Annotated in this window: 19 protein-coding genes; 12 read left to right on the top strand and 7 right to left on the bottom strand. The window is 54.9% G+C overall.

Translation table 11 applies throughout. From position 1 onward, the window contains the following. The first annotated feature begins 7 nt into the window (after positions 1–7). From JO972_RS12435 to htpG, 7 genes are all read left to right on the top strand, one after another. Positions 8–1,174: an aminotransferase class I/II-fold pyridoxal phosphate-dependent enzyme gene (locus JO972_RS12435; protein WP_309490384.1), complete on the top strand. Its 1,167-nt coding sequence runs from the start codon at positions 8–10 to the stop codon at positions 1,172–1,174. A gap of 18 nt (positions 1,175–1,192) precedes the next feature. Then, positions 1,193–1,960: a CAAX prenyl protease-related protein gene (locus JO972_RS12430; RefSeq protein ID WP_309490383.1), complete on the top strand. Its 768-nt coding sequence runs from the start codon at positions 1,193–1,195 to the stop codon at positions 1,958–1,960. Between the two features lie 74 nt (positions 1,961–2,034). Next, complete coding sequence (locus JO972_RS12425; RefSeq protein WP_309490382.1) at positions 2,035–3,678, top strand: NAD+ synthase; 1,644 nt, start codon at positions 2,035–2,037, stop codon at positions 3,676–3,678. A 41-nt stretch (positions 3,679–3,719) separates the two neighbouring features. Further along, the gene (locus tag JO972_RS12420; protein WP_309490381.1) at positions 3,720–5,567 is read left to right on the top strand and encodes a right-handed parallel beta-helix repeat-containing protein; all 1,848 of its coding nucleotides are present in this window, start codon (positions 3,720–3,722) and stop codon (positions 5,565–5,567) included. Positions 5,568–5,596: 29 nt separating this feature from the next. Then, positions 5,597–6,040 carry a DUF2752 domain-containing protein gene (locus JO972_RS12415; protein WP_309490380.1) on the top strand — a complete coding sequence of 148 codons (444 nt, stop codon included), beginning with the start codon at positions 5,597–5,599 and terminating at the stop codon, positions 6,038–6,040. 79 nt (positions 6,041–6,119) lie between these two features. Then, the gene (locus JO972_RS12410) at positions 6,120–6,389 is read left to right on the top strand and encodes a hypothetical protein (protein WP_309490379.1); all 270 of its coding nucleotides are present in this window, start codon (positions 6,120–6,122) and stop codon (positions 6,387–6,389) included. Positions 6,390–6,604: 215 nt separating this feature from the next. Then, entirely contained in the window at positions 6,605–8,449 is a 1,845-nt protein-coding gene (gene htpG, locus JO972_RS12405; protein WP_309490378.1) for a molecular chaperone HtpG, read from the top strand. Between the two features lie 140 nt (positions 8,450–8,589). Here the strand turns inward: htpG and JO972_RS12400 are convergent, their stop codons facing one another. The 3 genes from JO972_RS12400 to JO972_RS12390 form a co-directional block, all read right to left on the bottom strand. Next, positions 8,590–8,967, bottom strand: coding sequence for a hypothetical protein (locus JO972_RS12400; protein ID WP_309490377.1), 378 nt, complete (start codon positions 8,965–8,967; stop codon positions 8,590–8,592). A 605-nt stretch (positions 8,968–9,572) separates the two neighbouring features. Next, positions 9,573–10,373 (bottom strand): inositol monophosphatase family protein, encoded by an 801-nt coding sequence (locus JO972_RS12395; RefSeq protein WP_309490376.1) that lies wholly within the window; start codon positions 10,371–10,373, stop codon positions 9,573–9,575. A 121-nt stretch (positions 10,374–10,494) separates the two neighbouring features. Beyond that, entirely contained in the window at positions 10,495–10,905 is a 411-nt protein-coding gene (locus JO972_RS12390; protein ID WP_309490375.1) for a hypothetical protein, read from the bottom strand. A gap of 148 nt (positions 10,906–11,053) precedes the next feature. Here JO972_RS12390 and JO972_RS12385 point away from each other — a divergent pair, with 148 nt between their 5' ends. Together JO972_RS12385 and JO972_RS12380 are read left to right on the top strand one after the other, a co-directional pair. Further along, a complete protein-coding gene (locus JO972_RS12385; RefSeq protein ID WP_309490374.1) occupies positions 11,054–12,184 on the top strand; it encodes an acyltransferase family protein in 1,131 nt (376 codons plus the stop codon). A gap of 140 nt (positions 12,185–12,324) precedes the next feature. Beyond that, the gene (locus tag JO972_RS12380) at positions 12,325–13,326 is read left to right on the top strand and encodes a glycosyltransferase family 2 protein (RefSeq protein ID WP_309490373.1); all 1,002 of its coding nucleotides are present in this window, start codon (positions 12,325–12,327) and stop codon (positions 13,324–13,326) included. A gap of 62 nt (positions 13,327–13,388) precedes the next feature. Here JO972_RS12380 and JO972_RS12375 read toward each other — a convergent pair whose 3' ends face one another. From JO972_RS12375 to JO972_RS12365, 3 genes are all read right to left on the bottom strand, one after another. After that, the gene (locus tag JO972_RS12375) at positions 13,389–14,282 is read right to left on the bottom strand and encodes a DUF3500 domain-containing protein (protein WP_309490372.1); all 894 of its coding nucleotides are present in this window, start codon (positions 14,280–14,282) and stop codon (positions 13,389–13,391) included. A 63-nt stretch (positions 14,283–14,345) separates the two neighbouring features. Continuing rightward, positions 14,346–15,572 carry a type II toxin-antitoxin system HipA family toxin gene (locus JO972_RS12370; protein WP_309490371.1) on the bottom strand — a complete coding sequence of 409 codons (1,227 nt, stop codon included), beginning with the start codon at positions 15,570–15,572 and terminating at the stop codon, positions 14,346–14,348. A 22-nt stretch (positions 15,573–15,594) separates the two neighbouring features. Then, positions 15,595–15,933 carry a helix-turn-helix domain-containing protein gene (locus JO972_RS12365; RefSeq protein WP_309490370.1) on the bottom strand — a complete coding sequence of 113 codons (339 nt, stop codon included), beginning with the start codon at positions 15,931–15,933 and terminating at the stop codon, positions 15,595–15,597. A 165-nt stretch (positions 15,934–16,098) separates the two neighbouring features. On the opposite strand from JO972_RS12365, the gene yihA reads away from it, so the two are divergent. Further along, positions 16,099–16,698, top strand: coding sequence for a ribosome biogenesis GTP-binding protein YihA/YsxC (gene yihA, locus JO972_RS12360; RefSeq protein ID WP_309490369.1), 600 nt, complete (start codon positions 16,099–16,101; stop codon positions 16,696–16,698). A 64-nt stretch (positions 16,699–16,762) separates the two neighbouring features. Here the strand turns inward: yihA and purC are convergent, their stop codons facing one another. After that, on the bottom strand, positions 16,763–17,866 hold the full coding sequence (purC, locus tag JO972_RS12355; protein ID WP_309490368.1) for a phosphoribosylaminoimidazolesuccinocarboxamide synthase: 1,104 nt from the start codon (positions 17,864–17,866) through the stop codon (positions 16,763–16,765). 120 nt (positions 17,867–17,986) lie between these two features. Between purC and JO972_RS12350 the strand changes: the two genes are divergently transcribed. Beyond that, positions 17,987–18,316, top strand: a complete 330-nt coding sequence (locus JO972_RS12350) for a KH domain-containing protein (protein ID WP_309490367.1) — start codon at positions 17,987–17,989, stop codon at positions 18,314–18,316. A 65-nt stretch (positions 18,317–18,381) separates the two neighbouring features. Continuing rightward, positions 18,382–20,874 carry an AsmA-like C-terminal region-containing protein gene (locus JO972_RS12345; protein WP_309490366.1) on the top strand — a complete coding sequence of 831 codons (2,493 nt, stop codon included), beginning with the start codon at positions 18,382–18,384 and terminating at the stop codon, positions 20,872–20,874. Positions 20,875–20,895: the final 21 nt, after the last annotated feature.

Here is a 20,895-nt window from a genome sequence, read left to right as displayed (position 1 = left end):
TTTGCTCATGGACTATTCAGACAAAATCTCCCACCAGGTTGCTTCTATTCCTCGCTCCGGCATCCGCGATTTCTTTGAACTCGTGCAGGGCCGCGATGATGTTATCTCCCTCGGAGTGGGGGAGCCTGACTTTGCTACACCATGGCACATTCGTGAGGCGGCGATCTACTCATTGGAAAAAGGCCACACCAGCTACACCTCGAACCTCGGTCTGCCGAGCCTGCGGAAGGCCATCGGCAAGTATGTGAAGGATTTTTTCCGCATCGACTACAAGGCATCCTCGGAGGTGCTGGTCACTGTGGGGGTCTCGGAGGCCATCGATCTCGCCCTGCGCGCCTTGCTCAACCCGGGCGACGAGGTGATCTTCCACTCACCTTGTTATGTTTCCTATTTGCCAAGCATCAGTCTGGCCTATGGCGTGCCGGTGGATGTGGCTACCAAAAAAGAAGATGGCTTTGCGCTCAAAGCGGAGATGCTGGAGGCTGCTATCACGCCCAAAACACGGGTGCTGATGCTCAATTTTCCCACCAACCCCACAGGCGCAGTCACGCCGCCAGAGGAGTTGGAGAAGATCGCCGCCCTGTGCATCAAACACGATTTGATTGTCATCAGCGATGAGATCTACTGCGAACTTCGTTACGATGGTGCCGACCACGTCTCCATCGCTTCGCTGCCCGGCATGAAGGAACGCACGATTCTGCTTCATGGCTTCTCCAAGGCCTTTGCCATGACCGGATTCCGTCTCGGCTACGCCTGCGCGCCCGAGCCCTTAATCGAGGCGATGATGAAAATCCATCAATATGCCATGCTCTGTGCTCCGATCACCAGTCAAGCTGCCGCTCTGGAGGCTCTGGAAAATGGCGAGGCTGCGATGCTGGAAATGCGCGAGAGCTACCACCAGCGCCGCGACTTCCTGGTGAAACGGCTGAACGAAATCGGCCTCGAATGCCATTCTCCCGGTGGGGCGTTCTATGTCTTCCCGGACATCAGTAAAACCGGGCTGACTAGTCAGGAGTTCGCCATGCGGTTGCTCGAAGCGGAAGACGTGGCGGCAGTGCCGGGGGATGCCTTCGGTGAGGCCGGTGAGGGCTTCTTGCGTTGCTGTTACGCCACCTCATTCGAGGAGCTGAAAACGGCGATGCTGAGGATGGAACGCTTTGTCCAAACTCTGTAACATTCCGAGCGCGCGACCATGGATATTCAGCAGCTGAAAACCGACCGCACGGTGGCCCACGTGGCTCCCTTGGCGGTGTTCATGCTGCTTTTGGTCCCTTACCAGCTCACCGGATGGCCCGAGTGGAATCATCCGGACGCTCCCTGGTGGCGACATTACCCGGCGCAGTGGATGTATCCTATTCAGTCATTGATTGCGATAGGATTGCTTCTATTTTTCCGTAAAAACTATGAGTTGAAATGGAGTCGGCATGTGTGGCTGGGTGCGTTGATGGGGGCGATTGGAATTGGCTTCTGGATCCTGCCCACCCAAATTCACAGCTGGATGGGCCTGGAAGGAAAACAGGAGGGGATTCTGAAATATCTCGGCGTGATGCCTCGGACCGAAGGTTTCAATCCGCAAGACCTGGCCGACAAGTTTGGCGGCAATGAAGCGGTTTACTGGACCTCGTTGATTCTACGTTTTTTCCGTGCCGTGGTGGTCGTGGCACTGGTCGAGGAGATCTTCTGGCGAGGGTTTCTGATGCGCTTCCTGCTCGATCCGGATCGCGACTACTGGAAGGTGCCCTTTGGCAAACCGGCGTGGATTTCCTACCTGGTCACCACCGGTGCCTTCATGCTGGTGCATCAGCCGGTGGATTACTTGGGTGCGATCATTTTTGGCTCGTTGATGTATTGGCTCGCTGTCCGGACCAAGAGTCTGACGGCCTGCGTGGTGATGCACGGAGTGGCGAATCTGATCATGGGCTGGTATGCCCTGCACTTTGCCAAATACGGCCTGTGGTAGTCGTCCGTCCCATTTTCCCACACTCCTTGCTGTATTTGCGCAGCAAACTTGTCTAAGAAACCTCGCATCAACCTATGAAGATTGGAATAGCTCAGCTCAACGCCGTTGTGGGGGATTTCCCCGGCAACGCCAAACGGATCATGGCCGCTTACCGCGAGTGCCTGGAAAAGGGTGCCGAGATTGTGATCGTGCCTGAGCTGGCACTGGTCGGCTACCCGCCACGGGACCTGCTGTTCAAGTCGCAGTTTGTGCCGAAGTGCCTGCAGGCGCTGGACTATCTGGCCGATGAAGTCGGTGAGGTGCCGATGCTGGTGGGATACGTTGATTTCTGCGAGCCTGAGACCGTAGGTAAACCCTTCCGCAATGCCGCCGCCTTCCTCCATGAAGGCAAGGTGAAGCACAAGATCTGGAAAACCCTGCTGCCATCGTATGATGTCTTCGATGAGCGACGGTATTTTGAGCCCGGCGAGTGCTGCGACCCTATCGAGTGGAACGGTCAGCGCCTGGGCATCACTATTTGCGAGGATATTTGGACCGAAGACTATCTCTACCGTCCACTGTATGAACGCGACCCGGCCGAGGAGCTGAAGGGCAAGGGGATCGATGTGATTCTCAACCTCAGCGCCTCGCCATTCAGTCAGGGGAAACCGCAACGTCGCTGGGAAATGCTGGCCGAAGTGGCCAAGGAGGCGGAAGTGCCGGTGGTGTATTGCAATTGCATCGGTGGCAATGATCAGCTGATTTTTGATGGCAATTCCCTGGCGGTGGACGCACAAGGACGACCTCTCGCAGCTCTCTCTGCCTTCGCCGAGGAGTGTCGGGTGGTGGATCTCGCCCAGACTGGTAGCGACGAGCACCAACCGGCAGACACCTGCGAGGAAGAGGAAAACTACCAAGCACTGGTGCTCGGCCTGCGCGATTATGCTCACAAGTGCGGCTTTACCACCGCTTGCCTCGGGCTGAGCGGAGGGATCGACTCCGCGCTCACCGCCGCGCTTGCCTGCGATGCGCTGGGGGCGGAAAATGTCCACGGGCTGACGATGCCCAGCCAATTTTCCTCCGGTGGCAGTGTCGATCACTCGGTCGAGCTGGCTAAAGCTTTGGGAATGACCTGCGACACGGTGCCGATTGCCGAGACCTTCGAGCAGGTCAAGTCGGCCATGGCTCCGGTTTTTGGAGACCAACCAGAAGACGTGACCGAGGAGAACATGCAGGCGCGGATCCGTGGTCTATTTCTAATGTCACTCTCGAATAAATCGGGTCGATTGCTCCTGACCACCGGCAATAAAAGTGAACTCGCGGTGGGCTACTGCACGATGTATGGCGACATGTGTGGCGGTCTGGCCGTGATCAGCGATTTGCCGAAGATGCAGGTCTACGCACTCTCACGCTGGATCAACCGCGATAAGGAAATCATCCCTTGGGATACCATTGAAAAGCCGCCGAGCGCCGAGCTTCGTCCCGACCAAAAAGATCAGGACACGCTGCCACCATACGAGACCTTGGACGCCATCCTCGAGCTTTACGTCGAGCAACATCTCTCCGCCGCCGAGATCATTGACGGTCACGGTTTCGATGAAAACCTTGTCCGCTGGGTGCAACGTCGGGTAGACTTGAACGAGTGGAAGAGATTTCAGGCTGCTCCAGGCCTTAGGGTCACTTCCAAAGCCTTCGGCATGGGGCGCCGCATGCCCATTGTGCAGCGCTTCAGCGACTAGTCGCGCCCCTTATCCGAATCACCCCTTTTTCCGCTACCCACATGAAGAATACGGATGCTCGCAAAATCCTCGGACTTGATCCAGGGGACGACCCTCGCTCGTTCATCCCGACCTTTGAGGAGACGGTTGCCTACAAGAAGGACCTGATGGAAAATGCTCCCAGCCCCGAGCTCAGATATCGTTATGAGCAAGAGCTGCTGGAATACACCGCCGCCGTCAAGGTAGTGGCGGGAAGGAAACGCCTCCGTCCCAATACCGATTTTGTGGTAGTGCTGATGCTCATCGGCGCGCTCAGTGCCTGTGGCTGGTGGGGGTATAATTGGTATCAACGCCAGTGGAATATCGACGCCGAGCTGAAACAACGCACTACCTACTTATCCAGCCTTGGACGGGCAGCAGTGAGTAAACGCAAATGGTCCGAGGCGGAATCCGCCTATAAGGAAATCCTCACCCTGGAGCCTGGCTCTTCAGTCGCTGTGGAGGGTATGGAGTCGATCCGCCTTGGTAAGCTCGAGGAACGCAACCAGCAGTTGTTCTACTCGCTGGGCGAAAGCCAAGCGGCGCTTGAGGCCGAACGCTGGGACGAAGCGGAGCGGCTGGCGTTGTCGGTGTTGAAAATTGATCCGGAAAATACCACTGCCAAGACGAAGTTGGAATTGATCGCCGCTGGTAGACACGAGCACGATGTGGCGCTGAAAATGGAAGCTGTCACCGCCGCTGTGGATGCCGGTAAGATGGCAGAAGCGCGCCAAGCCATTGCCGAGCTACGCAAAATCGATCCGAAGAATCAACAGCTGCCAGATTTTGTTCGAAAGGTGGATCGGGTCAGTGCCACCATCCGAGCGAATCAGGCGAAGGCACTGTCCTTGATGGAAAAAGCCAAGAAGCTCGATACTGGCGAGTTTAACGCCGAGGCGATGGCTTACTTGGTGGAAGCTCGCAAGTTAGACCCAAGCAACAGCGAAATCTCCAACCTACACAGCAAGATGAGCGCCTACACCCGCGCTATCAAAGTTCCGGGTGACTACGCCACGATTGCCGCCGCCCTCGAAGGGGCCCGACCACGCGATCTGATCCGCATTTCTCCCGGCACCTACAAGGAATCGCTCGAGATTCACCAACCGGTGCGACTTGAGGGATCCGCCGATGGAAAAACAATTCTGCAGATGCCTGCGGATCAAGCATCTCTGATCACCATTCACCCAACAGCCAAAGGCAGCCTGATCAGTGGCTTAACCTTGGTGCATGAAGGGTTCGACCACGGAGGCGATCGCTTTTCCGGCATCACCGTTATGGCTCAGGACGTTACTCTTGCCGCCTGCAGTGTTACCCATTCCGCTGGCCACGGTATTGCGGTGTTTGATGGTGCGAAAGCCACAATTACCAGCTGCGAAATCAGCGAATGCGGCTGGGATGGAATTTCTGTCTATGGTCAAGACAGCCAAGTGACCCTGCGCAACACCCAGAGCACGAACAATATTCAACACGGATTGGCGTTCTGGCAGGGGGGGGGGGGCGTCGTCAGCAAGTGTAAGATGACCCAGAACGGGCTCTGCGGTATCCTCGCAATGAGCCCGGCGGTGCAGGTGACCATTGCGGGCAGTATTTGTTCGAAAAACCGCGAAGCCGGCATCCTCATTTCCGATGGAGCCAAGGCGCTGGTGCAGGCGAATCGCTGCGATGGTAATCTGCTCAGCGGCATCGTCGTTCGCGGAGAAAAAACCAGTGCGGATGTTACCAATAACGTGGCTATGGGCAATCAGGAGTCGGGAATCCTGACTCATCTTGGAGTGACGATTGGTAAGTTTGAGAAAAACGATGCCCGCTCCAATGGAAGCCGGCAGATCTGGCGCGATGCCTCGCTGAGCAGCACCTCGCCACAAGAATAAAAGCAACCCGACCAACCCCAGCCGCAGCCATGAAATCGAAACCCGGTGAGGATGGCCGCAGCCGTAAAAAACCGCGGGTGCGTTTGCTCTCGGTCTTGCTTGAGAACCGACGCCTCGGCTGGGCCATGCTGATTGGGGGGCTGGTTTACTTCGGCCTTTCCAGTTTGGGTATCCGGGTGGCTACCTGCCCGGTTCGAGAACTCAGCGATTGGCGATGTCCGGGCTGTGGACTGACCACTAGCACCAAATTGCTCCTGCAAGGTCGCTGGGACGGGGCTTTCAATGCTCATTGGTTTGCACCGGTCTTTATGCTCTTTTGGGTCTCTGTAGCCGTGGGGTTGATCTTACCGGAGCCGCGCCGCGGGCAATTTCTCAATTGGGTGCGAACCAGCGAGCGGGTGACCCAGTGGCCGTTGGTTTTGGGGATCCTCTTACTCATTTATGCATTGACTCGGAACATAATTTCAAACTAGGGTTTAAAAAGCGCCGTATAACAGGACTGTTTCTTGCTGAACGGAGCATTTATAATAACCTCACAAACCACTATTCATCATGTCCTTCCTGTTTATTTTAGCTATTATCACTGGCTTGGCCTCCTTGGCTTGCTGGATCATGACCCTTATTAAGATGTTCCAAAACGAGAACATCGGCCTCGCCATCCTCGGTATCATCTGCCCTCTGTGGGCCTTCATTTGGGGCTGGATGAATGCGAAAAAGCATAACCATCAGAAAATCATGCTGATCTGGAGCATCTGCTGGGTACTGGGCATCATCTTCAATGTCGCTGCCGGTGGCGCGAGTGCTTCTGTCAATGTGGGTTAAGCCCACGGACCGCACCTTTATTTCCAATCAACCTTCACTCCGCGATCCGGGGTGAAGGTTTTTTGTGTCTGGTGCTGACAGTGGCTGGCTGGATCAGGCATTTTCTCTTGCAGGGAGGGGGAGTCTGGCTATTTTCCCGCGCACAGGAAACAGGCAACGCCCCATCCGGGCATGACAGTTTCCTGACATCATCCAATCATCTATCAAAAAACACCATGTCTACAGCTACAGAAGAACATACCCACTCATTCCAGGCGGAGGTCCGTCAGCTCCTCGACATCGTCATCCACTCACTTTACACCGATAAGGAAATCTTTGTCCGCGAGCTGGTTTCCAATGCTTCCGATGCGTTGGAAAAAATGCGCCTGAAGTCGCTCACCGAAAAAGATGTTTTCAAGGCCGACCGTGAACTGGCGATCGAAATCACCACCGATGAAGAAGCCAAGACGCTGACGATTTCCGACAGCGGCATCGGCATGAACAAGGACGAACTGGTCGAGAACCTCGGCACCATCGCTCACTCAGGCACCAAGGCATTCCTTGAGAAAATGAAAGAGCAAGGGGACAATAATGCCGATGTCATCGGTCAGTTCGGTGTCGGTTTCTACTCCGCCTTCATGGCCGCTTATAAAGTGGAAGTGCACACCCATTCCTGGGAAAACGGCACGGATGGTCACACCTGGAGCAGTGACGGCGCCACCGGTTACAGCATCGATGAAAATTCCGACGCCAAACGCGGCTGCTCAATCGTCGTCTACCTGAAAGACGACATGGAAGAGTTCTCCCAGGAAGCCCGCATCAAAGGGATCCTTGAGAAATACTCCAATTTTGTTTCCTTCCCAATCAAACTCAACGGCGAGCACATCAACACCGTCGAGGCGCTTTGGCTGAAAAGTAAATCTGAAATCACCGAGGAGCAATACAACGAGTTCTACAAGTTCACCGCTCACGCCTTCGATGATCCTCGCTACACCATGCACTTCAGTGCGGACGCGCCTCTGACCATCAACGCACTGCTGTTCACACCGACGGAAAACACCGAGCAATTTGGCATGGGCCAGATGGAAGCCGGGGTGTCGCTCTACTGCCGCAAGGTGCTGATCGATGCCAAACCGGAAAAGCTGCTGCCTGAGTGGCTGCGCTTCCTTCGCGGTGTCATCGACAGCGAAGACCTGCCGCTGAACATCTCTCGCGAATCAATGCAGGACAGCGCTCTGGTGCAGAAACTCAACGGACTGATCACCAAACGCTACCTCAAGTTCCTCGAGAAAGAGGCCAAGAACAACAGCGAGGACTACCTGGATTTCTACAAGAAGTTCAGCCGTTTCCTGAAAGAAGGGATCGCCACCAGCTATGAGCACCAGGCTCAACTCGCCGGGCTGTTACGTTTCGAGAGTTCGCTGGAAGAGGCTGGAAAGCTGACCTCCTTCGCGGAATACATCGATCGCGCCAAGGACGAGCAAGAGAACATCTACTACCTCACCGGCATGTCACGCGACGCCATCGAGAGCGGTCCATACCTCGAAGCCTTCAAGGCCCGCGGTCTGGAGGTGTGCTTCTTCACCGAGCCAGTCGATCAATACGTCATGGAGGCACTGCCTGAGTTCAAAGGCAAGAAACTGGTTTCTGCCGACCGTGGCGAAATCGACCTCGAAGACGTCGCCACCGAAGGCGAAGAGCTCGACGAGAAATCCGCAGAGAAACTGATCGAATTCCTCGAGAAGGAACTTGGTGAACGCGTCGAAAAAGTGGAGGCCTCCGGTCGACTGATCGATAGCCCGGTCGCCGCCCTGACTCCCAAAGATGCGCCCAACGCCCAAATGCGTGCGATGATGCAGTCGATGGGACAAGACATGCCCGCTACCAAAGCGACTCTGGAAATCAACCCTCGCCATGAGGTAATTCACGGACTGGCCAAGCTGGTGGATTCAGATGAAGACACTGCCAAACTAGTGGCTCAGCAGCTGACCGATAACGCGCTGCTTGCCGCCGGTCTGCTGGAAAACCCACACCAGATGGCCAAACGCATGAACCAGCTGATCGAGAAGCTGGTGAAGTAAGCGTCTCAGGATCAAGCATTCTTACACTCAAAACGGCCATGTTCACGAGGAACACGGCCGTTTTTTGTGGGGGTATTGAGTAAATTTAAGCGGAGAGGGGGCCTCAGTCGCATGATTGCACTGACGTTTGCGCCCAGTGGTTACTTTTTCTTTTTCTTCGACGTCATCGCCGAGATTCGGAGGGCCTCGTAGGTATTGGTGCCTACTTTTTTCCCGTAATTAGCGACACGTGAGGCAACAATCGTGGTCATTCCTACCTTGAGGTCGGAGAATTCGGCCTTTTTGTTGTCGATTTTGATCACCACGCGGTCGGAGGCGATGTAAGTCTTACGATTGACCACAAATTCGGTGGTTTCCTTGTTGATGGAGGTAATGACATTCGTAGCTGGCTTTTTCTTTTTACCACCTTTTTGGGCTTCCAGTTCACCAGCAGAACACAGGCATACGGCGATAACTATGAAGCAGTTCAGAAAGAAGCGGAATGATGTAAGTTGCGAAACTCGAGGGGTTAAGGTCATATTAGGGACAACTTAAGTTACTGGTATTCGCATTCAAACTCATAAGAATCATGAGTCTGACATGATTGGTTGATTGGTTGATTGGTTGATTGGTTGATTGGTTGATTGGTTGATTGGTTGATTGGTTGATTGGTTGATTGGACGGATCTGACGGCTGAGCGGCTGAGCGGCTAGCGTCATTTGTTTAATCATTTTAGCAGCGCAGTGTGTGCATTCGGAGTGATCTTTAGCAACAGCTCTGGAATAGCGACAAAAACTAGCCGTTGGTGAAGCCTGGCGGAACCACCGGACCTGATGCCTGACGCGGCGAGCGCCGGAGGAGCGACAGAATGTTCGCCCCATGACCAACTCAACCATTAATCATTTATCACGGATCTGGGCAGGCACTTGCGCTGGTGGGGCTCAATCGAGAGGTTGACTGGTTCCGTTTGCGGCTGTGTAATTGTGCATGCGTATTCGTCATCAATTAACAACTTCGCACAATACATGTAATACGTGGTCTGGTATATGTCTTCTGAAGAGCTTGCTGATACCCTCTGATAGCGCGAGACGGTCTTAATACATCACACGGAGAGTTCTCAGGCCCCATGCCAGACGTGTTATGGCTACAGCGCGTAGTTGGCGGAAATCACCGGCAACAATTTTTCATGAACCTTTGATAGGCCTGCGACCATTAAGCGGTCGTTGAACATGTCATAGGGTTTGCCTTGATGATTGGTCACTACGATCCCGTTTTCAGCCATCATCAGCATGCCGGCTGCGATGTCATAAGGCTGGAGATCAGTTTCCCAGAATCCTTGCTGCCAGCCCATGGCCAAGTTGGCAACATCGAGCGCTGCGCTGCCCGATCTGCGGATACCTCTGCCAAGTGTGAGAACCTGGGGTGCGGCTTGGAAAAACTGTTCAGCAACGTCGGCGGAACGATATGGAAAGCCGGTGGAGAACAAGGCGTCTTTGGCTTCGATCTCCGGATGGGTTGGCTTGGTCGGCTCGCCATTGTAACACACCCCCTGCCTTCGGACGCTGGAATAGACCTCGCCGGTAGCCGGTTTATAGATGACTCCGAGGATAGTTTTGCCGGCTTCCACCAAGGCGACCGAAATGGAAAACTGATCGAGTCCACTGAGGTAGTTGGTGGTGCCGTCGAGCGGATCGACAATCCATACCAGCTCCTGGCTACCGGACTTGCCACTTTCCTCGCCGTAGAACCCAGCGTTATCAACGAGTGGCAATAATCCTTGCGAGAGCATGTTCTCCGACTCGACATCGACGAAGGACACGGTCTCACGCACCGCCTTCATATCACTGGCATCATCCGGCATTTTGCGGAAGTGGCTGAGTTGAAAATCTCCGACACGGCGGACGAGATCGATACAACTGGTGAGGGTCGCTGAAAGGTCGTTCATGGGCGTGAGTGTGCTCAAACCATCGTTGCAGCTAAAGCATGAAATCCCCGCTGCGGGACTGAATATTCTACCTGTGTAGAAGACTGATTGTTTTCCCAAAAATTGATGTTTGAGGCACTGGTTAATCGTCCTCCGGAGTGGCCGGACAGATCATGCCTGCTACCATTTCATGATCTGTGTGTGGAGGAGGCGTTGCGTGGTCATCCTCTTGCCCCTGTTCACTGATTGGTGGAACCATGCCGACCAATGGAGGCTCTGGGTCTGAGCACGAAGCCAAGGCGAGCGAGGCAATTCCTGAGCCCAATGCCAGAGGCTTGGCCATACCAGAGCCAATGCGGAATGCACCACAGAGTTTGCCTCCATGGTCCACGCGGAGCGCAGCAATTTGCTGTGCAGACATGCCCGTGAGATTGTGCACGTGGGTGCAGCATTTCTCGCAGTGGCGCATTTTTTCATCGCCTGACATGCTGTGCCAATTTTCTTGGCATGGCTCAGGAATATAATCGTGGGGCTTAGGTAGACGGTTGCTCATGATTTCTAATGTCGTTGACTTTTACTATGCCATGTCCCCTCAGCTGTGTCGCGCTCCAAATGCTAAAAAAACCACATTCGATAAATTGACTCGTCATTGACCGGCGATCGACTACTATTTCAGCTTTCTTAACATATTCCCCTGCATCATGTCTGACGAAAAGTCTCAAGAAGCTGCCGATCCGGCGCAACGTCTGTTTTCTCTGGATGCTCTCCGCGGCTTTGAGATGTTCTGGATTATTGGGGGTTCGGGTTTTGTTCTAGCATTGGCAAATCTGCTAGACGTGGACGATTTCTGGCTTCGAGAGTTATCGGTTCAATTGACTCATGTTCAATGGGAAGGGTTCCATTTTTACGATTTAATTTTCCCGTTGTTTATCTTCCTCGCTGGCATGGCAGTGCCCTATTCAATATTGGCCAAGCTGGACAATGGTGTATCGGCTTGGCGCTTACAGGTTAAGATTCTCATCCGATCGATGATGTTGATTTTGATCGGGCTGAGTTTTAGCGCTCTCAGTTTTCAACCCGATCACATCCGTTTTTACAACGTGCTCTGGCTGATTGGAATGAGTTATTTGATCGGTGCCAGCATCACCCTGCACGTGGAATCGTGGCAAATGCGGTTGGTGATTTTCGTGACTGTGCTCGTCTTCTATCACCTGATTCTGATGTATCTTCCCTATCCTGGAAAAGGACAGCAGATGACGCAGGAAAATAATCTGGCAGCCTGGCTCGATCGCAATCTCATCAGCACCGCGTTGTATCGGGAAAATTATGACCCGGAAGGCAGTATTCGTATTTTACCCGCAGGAATGCTCTGTCTGTTAGGCGCTTTGGCTGGTGAGTGGGTGCGGGGGTATGGCCGGGCCAGATTGCGCTGTGGTCTTGAGCTGATTGCGGCAGGACTGTTGTGTCTCGGTCTTGGCTGGCTGTGGAGTCAGCTAATCCCCATCGTCAAGGATCTCTGGTCGCCTTCATTCATTCTCTGCTCGGCAGGCTGGTCTTTCCTGTGTTTTGCCGCCTTCTACATCACCATGGATGTTGCCAGACAGCGTTGGCTGGGGTGGTTCTTTATCCCGATCGGGATGAACGCCATTCTGATTTATGCCAGCCAATGGTATGTGCCGTGGAAAAATATTCGTGACTTTGTTTTCCGTGGTTTGGCCCGCAGTCAAAGCGATACGGATGTGCAGCAGCTCATCCTGCTCGGCGGACTGGTTCTGGTGCAGTGGCTGGTGCTCTATTGGCTGTATAGGAAAAAGGCTTTTCTCAGTGTGTGACTGATAAAATGAAGTATCGGACAGGCTTTTTCTCCGAGATCCAGGTTTTGTGACATCTCTTTTGATCTTTGGGCTTAAAATGTGATGGCTGCGCGTTAGAATTCGGCATCGATCAGTCCAACCATTCACCGACGGTCTCTGTGGTTATGCCCTGTTACAATGCGGCATCAACCGTGTCGCGCGCCATCCAGAGCATTCTTGATCAGACCCTGACGGACTGGGAGCTGATTGTTGTCGACGATGGATCGGATGACGATTCCGCTGCCATCGTCAAAGCGCTGGTTCAGCAGCACCCGGAGAAGATCCGACTGGTGCGCAAAGATCATAGCGGTGTGGTGGAAACTTCGAATCTAGGTTATCGCTTGGCACGTGGTCGCTACATCGCACGCATGGATGCCGACGATGTCTCGCTGCCTCAACGATTGGAAAAGCAGGTCGCCGTCCTGAACGCATCGACCACACTGGGTATGGTTTCTTGTCTGGTGCGCTTTGCGGGCGATCCCACCAGTGCCGGCGGTTACGCCCATCATGTTGCTTGGGCCAACCGGCAAGTGTCAGCGGAAGACATTCGTCTCAGCCGCTTCATCGATCTCCCCACGCCTCACCCCACCCTGATGCTTCGGCGAAATTTGTTAGGTGGGGATTTGGCTTATCGCGACGGCGATTTTCCCGAGGATTATGAATGGTTTCTCCGCTGGCTCGATAGAGGCATCCAGGTGGCGAAGGTGCCTGAGGTGCTGTTCGAATGGCACGATCCACCGACGCGGCTGTCGCGCAACGATCGTCGCTATGACATGGCCGCATTCCATCGCTGCAAGGCCCCCTACCTTGCCAAAGCGATTGCCCGCGCGGGCTGCGATCAGCGGGAGCTTTGGATCGCCGGTGCGGGTCGACCCGCCAGGAAATGTGCCGCCCCCCTCGAACAGGCGTGGCAGCGAGCGGCTGGGTTCATCGATATCGACCCGCGGAAAATTGGACGCTCGTTGCACGGTCGACCCGTCGTTTCCTTAGATTCCCCACCACCTGCCGAGCAAGCGGTGATCGTGGCTTACGTGGCGAGCCGTGGTGCGGGTGATGTCATTCGCAATGCCTTGTTAGGCTTGGGCCGCATCGAGGGCGTCGACTTCTGGATCGCGGCTTAGCAAGCAGTCTTCGAAATTCCAACAGAGATTCCTAGATCTCCAATTTTGGCGCTGCAGACTGATTACTTCAGGGCCTTCACCCAGAGACTCATGTGAATGTGGCCACGACTGGCCTCATAGTCCCAGACCATTCCAGGAAGTCCGCATTTGAAGTCCCAACGTCCGCCATCGATACTACGTTTTTCAGGGCTTTGATTATAGTAAGCCACCCGTGATTTCTCCCACCCACCGCGCTCGGCGTGCAGGGCGTTGATACGTTTTTGGACGGGAGTCGTGAAAATGCTGAGGCGCTGGTTCCAGGCTGATTGCAAAGCCGCTTGGGCATCGGCGTTGAGCGAGGAAAACATCACCCCTTCATCCATCGACATGAGCCGGCTGGCGATGGCTCCCTTGTCGGCAATCAGCGCCTTGGGATCGGCTATTTTTTTCCAAACATCTAACAAGGCAAGCTCGTCATCTTTCCATAAGGTTGCTGGATTAGCCCCTAAGAGGATCGGTCCGAACTCCTTGGTTTCTCCCTCGGCGACTTCCAAATGCACCACGGTGAGGTGGTGTTCGGCAATGCGGAAGGCGAAGTCACCTTGCTGGCGTGGATCGCCAAAGCAGGTGATCCAGTATTTTGCCAGTCCATCAGGGCCATCTTGCTTGGCCACCCGGTTTGCCATCTTCCAGCCATGGTCGGAGAGCACCATGCGCAGCGCTTTCTCCATCGCGGCACGTTGTTGGGCGTTCAGCTTGGAGATCTCCACGCCTGGCCGTTTTCCTCCGGTGTATTGCCGTTGCAGTCTGTTTTTATCATCGTCCAGCGGAAGTAAACAGGCCTTGGCCTGCTGCGCGTCGAGCAGGTTGAGAAACTCGCCAACATTTTTCCGGAAGGCCGATTCAAATTCCCCCGCCCTGAGCGCAGCCGGTGTCAGGAGCAGGGCGATGAACAAGAGAAGGGATGTGGTTTTCATAACAACCCACTGAAGCAGAATTCACTCTGCCCGACCAGTTGGATTTTTATTCACCACCTACCCCTACATCTCGGAGCCTGGCATTTCTTCGCGGATTTGCTCAGTGCTGTGCGGGCTCAGTCCGGCTTCGGCGGCCCAGCGTGGCCAATCTTTGATTGCGTCTAACACCTGGTCGATCACTAGATCGATATTGCGCACACTTTGGGATTCGCCCAGACGTTTGAGGTCGAGTCGACCCACGTTGACACTTTTGCCATTCACCGAAGCGGCACGCATACCGCTGACCAGTGGGTTGGAGGTGCGGGTCAGATCGTAGGCCGGTGAGACTTCCCACTGGCCGTCTTTCTTCATCAAAAAGGCATGGTTCTTGCCGTGGTCGTCGTCGTTGCCAGCGAGGACATTGAAACAGGCGCGGCGGAAGATTTCCTCCACTTCTTTTTCACTGCCGGTGAGCACCCGAGTGAGATCCATCAGATCGCCGTATTCCAATCCATCGCGCACCAGGGTGTGGGTCAGTCCCGAGTAGGTGTGGATGTGACGGCGAGAGTTGCCTGGGCGGTCGAAGCGCTTGGATAAAAAGTGGCATGTCCCCTCGCCGGTTTCTAGCAGCTGGGTCTCCGCCATATTGATCCCCGCGGCACGGGCCATCTGGGAATAGGCATACTCTTCCCGACCGAGCTCATACTCAGGGTCGAGATCGAATTTTAACAACCAGCGATCGTATCCTTCGGGCAGGCTACCACCTCCGGCCACAGCCTTCGAGAAGTCGTGGTTGAATCCTAACAATACTTTCGGTTGTGCCCCTCCCGGTGACAGTCCGGAGCGGATCAGACCCGGAAGCATCTCCGCGGTCTCACCGTGAATAAACGAATGGGCATTGCTGACCAGTTCCGCCACTTCCACCGTCAGTTCCTCGCGAAAATCACCGCCGCTCATCGGTGGCTGATAGGCTAGCGCACCCATGGCATGGGCACCGGCACAGGCGAGCTTCTGCAAGGCGGTGACCTTGTTCCATGGGATGCCCTTGTCGCCAAAGTAACTCTTCATCATCTGCTCACCCCACCAGTCCGGAAGGCTGTCTGAAAAGAGCCCAAACAAGGGTCCGACATGTGGCGTGGGAGTGGTTACCGAGCCGCGTGTGGTGATCGGCAGGTAAACGGGCGATAGCTCGATGCCGCGCGACAACCATTCGGCATCGTATTCGAAAAACAATCGACCATCAACCGCCTCCGCCAGTTCTCCGATGACCTGCTGCTCGCCGCAGCCTAAGTAAAGCACTTCAATTCTCATGTTGGGTATATGGTTTCCCTGATCAGGGATTGGGTGATTGTTGGGTGGGCTTCTGACGGCGTGGGGCGCGCTTGCGCAGGGTGCGCTCGACCTCGTCCAGCGACTTGTAGCTACTGCGATCGGCAAACAAGCTGCGCAGCTCGCCGTCGATGTCCAGACAAACGGCCACTTTCGCCAGGCGCTGCAAGGACCCCTTGCCCTCGTGCTCCATCAGTTTGAGAGTGGAAACGCTGATGCCGGCGCGTTCGGCCAGCTGTTTTTGCGTCCAGCCCTTGGCCAAGCGTTGCGCCCGAAGACGACCGCCAATCGACCGGATGAGCGCATCCGGGTTGCGTAGTCTAAGAGCTTCTATTTTGTCCATCCCAAGGCAATTTGGCCCAGACGGTCAAAATAGCAACGATTATGTTATTTTGCCTGCTTTGATAGTCAATATCCAGAGCGCTTGCTTCCAGACTGGCATAACTGATCGTTCAAGCTTTTGCACAAGCGGTTTGTCAGCACGGCACTTTCGAGCTAAGGAGAGTGCATGCAAATTCAAACCGCCACATTCGAACTCAGCGCACCGGACTTCGAGGGCTGCCCGGAATCCGATCTGACCGAGTTCGCGTTCATCGGAAGATCCAACGTTGGAAAGTCGTCACTGCTGAATATGCTGACGCGCAAAAAGGATCTCGCGGTGGTCTCCAGTAAACCTGGTCGGACGCGTTTGATTAACTTTTTCCTCATCAACAGGAAATGGACCCTGGTGGATCTTCCCGGCTACGGCTACGCCAAGGCGGCTGGGCACGATCGGAAGAAGTTCCAGCAAATCGTCACCGACTACCTGCTCGAACGCCCGAACCTGAGCTGTGTCTTCGTGCTGATTGATTCCCGCCACTCCCCCCAGCGCATCGACCTGGAGTTCACCGGTTGGCTGGCCGAATCCGGCGTCCCCTTCGTGCTGGTCTTCACCAAGTCCGACAAAAGCAAACCGGGTGCAATCCAAGCCAACATTGAGCAATTTAAGGAGCAGATGGTGGAGTTCTTCGAGGGCGAGCCGCGGATCTTTATCTGCTCTTCGAAAACCGAAAGTGGTCGCGGCGACCTGCTGCAGTTCATCGATCAAGCTCTGCGCGCCGAGGGCTAAAAAAAAAAGCGTGGCTCGCTGAAAGAGAGCCACGCCTAGATTGAAAGTGAAGGGAAGATTTTTCCTAGTCGACAATGCCGAAGTCTGAGAGCGAGTCGAGAATTTCCTGACGCGCATTATTGATCTCGGGCATGGGTTTGCCTGTTAGTTGCTCGGCCGTTTTCTTGTAGAGCTCACTGGTAGCCATCAGGGCCTCGACGGGAACTTTGAAGGAATTACCCAGCTCTACGCGCTCCTCCATGCGCTCTTTGTTAAGCAAGACATCAGCTTCCGGCACAGCATCACAGAGGAACTTGCGGAACATTTCCTTGGAGTTCTCCACGATGTTGCCATCGGCGTAAGCATCCTTATCCCAGAAGCGGGAGGAATCGAGGGTGCCCACTTCATCAATGTAGATCATCGAGTGACCATCACCTGATGGGTTCGGAATGTAGCCGAATTCGAATTTGGTATCGACCAGCAGCTGACCAGCTTCGTCGGCCTGATCCGCGATGATGTTGAAACCTTCGGCAAGCAATTTCTCATAGTGAGAGACATCCTCAGGGCTGTGGAATTCGAAGGCCTGGTAGTTGTCGAGAATCTGGTCCCGAGTGACATCCACGTCGTCCTTCTCCGGCACGCCGGGAATGCCAGAGAGAATGCCCTTGGTTGATGGTGTGATCAGCAGCTCATCGAGTTTTTGACCATTTTCCAGTCCGTCTGGCAGTGGGATGCCGCAGATCTCGCGACCGCCGTTGGCGTAGCTGCGCCACATGCTGCCGGTGATATACTGGCGGGCGATGCCTTCGACCATGACCGGTTGTGCCTTTTGCACGATCCATACCAGCGGATGGGGCGACTCGAGAATGTGGTTACCTGCGAGGCCTGCTTTTTCAAATTCTTCGAACCAGTGTAGAGCGGTGGCATTGAGAGATGCCCCCTTGCCAGGCACACCTTGTAGCCCGTCCTCACCTTGCCAGATGATTTCGTAGGCCGAAATACGATCGCTGATCACCATCACCGCCAGCTGAGTGCCTGGGGAGACCTGATATCCGCGCTGCTCAATGATGCGGGCGCTATCTTCCATGGTGAGCCAATACACAGAACGGACCTTACCGCTGTGAACGTCACCTTCGTGCCGGATCGGCAGATCGTCTGTCTTTGCAATTGCGAGGTTTGATAAACTCATGGGCCTTTTTCTAGGTGTGGCCTGAGTGGTGGTCAATTCAAACTGACCAGTGTTAGGAAAACTCCATGTATCGACTGAGTTTGGCTCGACATTTCTAACGATAGGATTTCAAATCCAGACATGCGAGAAACCACCGACAGTATCAAAGCATTTCTCGAATTCATTGCCCTGCAATTCATTGAGCATCCGGAACAGGCTCAACTGCGAGTGGCTGAAGTCGATGGAGATCACGTGCGCTTTAGGCTCATTGTGGCTCAGACCGATGTTGCGATGCTGATCGGGCGCAATGGTTTTACCGCCAGTGCCATCCGTAATGTCATGAAGGCCGCAGCGCTGAAACACGGTGTGCACGCCAGCCTGCAGATCCACTCCCACGAGGAGGAACGCCAGCGCATGGCCGCGATCGAGGCCGGTGAAATTATCGACGATGGCCGTGAGTTTGAAGGCTAAAACATCGCTGCGCGCTAAGGTTTCCTCTTTCGCCACAGGTCCTTTCCGCGTATATTGAAAGCACGATGCGACGCAAGCGACTTCTCCACTACCTACGCTTGGTCATTGTGCTCGTCGTTGGCGTGCTTGTGGGCAGCGTGATCGGTGGGATCTACTACATCAATCAAACTGGAGTCAACGATCACTGGCGTGGACGAATTGCCCAAGAGCTGGAAAACATCGGCGTGATTGCCGACTTCGAGAGCCTCCGCATCGAGCCGACCCGTGGACTGGTCGCCGGAGGGGTGCGCGTCTATGCCGACGAGAGTCGGGAGGATATTCTGGCCACTCTGGAACACCTGGTGATCGATGTCGATAAAACCAAGCTCATGCGCGGTATTTTGCGGGTCAACAAGGTGTCCCTGAAAAAGGCGGAAATCTCCCTTCCCATCGATCCGGACGATCCGGAAGGTCCGCGTGTCATCATGAACGATCTGCGTGGTGATATGTTACTGCCGGATCGGAATACGGTGGAAGCCCGCTCGGTCTCCGGACTGGTTGCGGGTATTGAGCTGGAAATGGATGCCCGTATCTGGAGTAAACATCTGACTGGTCGCCAGCCCAAGCCATTGAAAGAAGTGCGCGTTGCGCGGATCAAGCTGATCGCCCGCATCATTCAAGAAATCCAACATTGGCACTGGCCACAGGGCGAGCCTCCGCTGCTGCAACTCTACCTCGAGGGCAATGTCGATAACCCGGATTCGGCCCGACTCGATTTCACCCTGACTGCCAATGAACTTGAGCGCGATGGCGTGGTTCTGAAGGACGTCCGCATCAGTGGCGACTACAAAAACAAAATGGTCACCTTGGATGAAATTAAGCTGAGCGACGGAGCAGGCAGGATTTCCGCCAAAGCAGATTTCCACCCGGCCACCCGCAGTGGTCGTTTCGAGGCGGACAGCAGCTTGCACGTGCAGATGCTGGCTCGGAAGTTGTTCGGACTCGATATCCTCACCCAGATCACCTTCTCCCGTCCGCCCAAGATTCATTGCACCGGCAGCATCGTTCTGGACGAACATTTCAAACCGGATGTCCAGGTCACCGGTCATGCCGAGATCGATAATTTCACCTGCCTCGGAGTCCCCTTCACCAAGCTGACCACCGATGTTTCCTCGCACGGATATGATCTTTTTCTCACCGACCTGAAAGCTAGCCATGCTCAGGGGGAACTAGAGGGCCGGGTCTTATTAAAAGACGAAACCGTCCGCTTCGAAGCGGAGTCGACGCTACCACCAGCCGCCTACCTCGCGTTCATCCGCGACTCGCCCATCGAGAAAGCGCTGGATCAGGCGGAGTTCCACTCGACCTCGAAAGTCCACATCACTGCGCAGGGCACGATCAACCGCAGCAACTTCACCGAGTGGGCGGCGTCCGGCCACGCCGACTTCCGCCATTTTTCCTACAAAGAAGTGCCGATGCACCAGCTCAGCGGTCAGTTCGACATGACCAACCTGCGCTCCAAGTTCAGCGACATCGAAGCGAACCTGGACTACAGCGATTATTGGTTGCGGCGGCGTCACGGTGGCCCCGCTTCGGCCCGCGCCACCGTGGATTCGATCACCATCGACCGAACCGAACAAACAGTGCGGCTTAAAAACATCCGCACCACCGCGTGGCCGGCACCAATTGTCAAGCTGTTCGCCAGTCGGGTCGCCAAGCATATCGAGACTTACCGATTCCACCGCCCGCCTCACCTGGTAGCCGATGGCACATTCGGACTGAAAAAAGGTGACGCACGCACCAACTTCCGCATCGATGCCAGATCACCGGGGAGCATGAATTATGATTTCCTCGGCAAGCCACTCACCCTTCAGCGCCTGCGTGGTCGCGTAAGGATTCGACACGACCGGGTAGAGGTCACCGGGCTGTCGTTTCACACCTTCCAAGGTCCAGCCAGCGGCAGCATCACCGTGCGCACCAATCAGAAAACTCCAAGTTATCAAGGTGAATTCCAATGGTCGCGTTTGCACCTGAAGGACATCGGTCAGCTCTACAAATTCAACAATGCCGAGCGTGGACTCTTGACGGGGCGACTCGATTTCACCGGCCAAGGAAATAACATGCGCATGTTCAACGGTAAGGGATCCTTGGGCTTGGAGCGAGGGAACTTGTTTTCCGTCCCGATGTTAGGCCCCATCTCGCCCTTGATCGGTGGTGTGTTGGGCAAGCGTAACCCCACCAATCAGCAGGCCGAGGATGCTTCCTGCACCTTCCTTATTCGCAAAGGCGTCGTGCTCTCGAATGACTTCCTCGCCACTACCCGATCGCTCAAGTTCACCGGCGAAGGAACGATTGATTTACAACAGAAGGAGATCGATCTGTTAGTGCGGATGAATGCCCGCGGTTTGTTCAGCGTGCTCTCCCTGCCCCTACGTCCGTTTATGGGGCTGTTTCAGTTCAAGGGCACCGGCCCGGTGATGACCCCCCGCTGGCGCACCGTGATCTTTACCAATCCGGCACGCGGGAAAAAGGATCCCATCTTCCGCAAGCCACCGAAGGCGCGCGTGGTGCCTGAGTGAATCGCAGCCCCTTGCTCCGTA

The organism is Oceaniferula flava, from assembly GCF_016811075.1.
Taxonomy (GTDB): domain Bacteria; phylum Verrucomicrobiota; class Verrucomicrobiia; order Verrucomicrobiales; family Akkermansiaceae; genus Oceaniferula; species Oceaniferula flava.
This window is presented reverse-complemented; position numbering and strand designations above follow the sequence as displayed.